At 43.3% G+C, this 689-nt stretch carries 1 pseudogene; it reads right to left on the reverse strand.

Annotated features, from left to right (window positions below):
* Window positions 1-689 (reverse strand): annotated as a pseudogene (locus K8089_RS16235) (HYR domain-containing protein); the annotation flags it as partial.

Consider the following 689-nt stretch of genomic DNA (forward strand, 5'->3'; position numbering starts at 1 on the left):
CCAGCGGTAATGGTGTATCCACAAGCTTCGTTAACACTTGTTACAAGATCGTTAGGGCTAATTGAAGCCACTCCATTTGCATCAAGGAAAACATCTAATCCACCGCCAGAAGCAGCTTCATAAGTCAATAGGAAGTTGTCAATACCAGCGCCCCAAGCCCAAGAATCTTCATCGTCGTAAGTGAAACGCACTTGGAAAGCGGCATTTACATAGGCAGAAACATCGATATCGCCCGTGTTAATTGGGTCGGTATCTACTTCTACAAACAGCACTTGTTGCCAAGCAGATCCATCGTAAACTTCAGCTTCAAGAGTACCGTTTCCAATGAATTCTTGAAGAGCGTAATCAAATGACAATTGTACATTACTAGCATCTGTAAGATCGTACGCAGGAGAGAGAAGTCTCACAAGGTTAGGAGCACCACTACCAGCAGCATCGTCATCAAAAATAGCTGCATTGGAAGGGAAGTCACCTCCAATAGGCATATCTCCAGATCCAAATGTCCAATCTGCAGAACCAGACTCAATAACGGTAGTCCATCCTGTTGGAATTGTTGAACCTTCAAAATCTTCAGATTCTGTAAAGATTCCAAATCCACCAACGCAGAATACTTCAGGAGCTGTAACATCTTGTACAGTAACCGTAGAAGTACAAGTAGCTGTTCTTCCAGCTGTATCTGTAACTGTCAT

Source organism: Aequorivita vitellina, assembly GCF_022008365.1.
Taxonomy (GTDB): Bacteria; Bacteroidota; Bacteroidia; order Flavobacteriales; family Flavobacteriaceae; genus Aequorivita; species Aequorivita vitellina.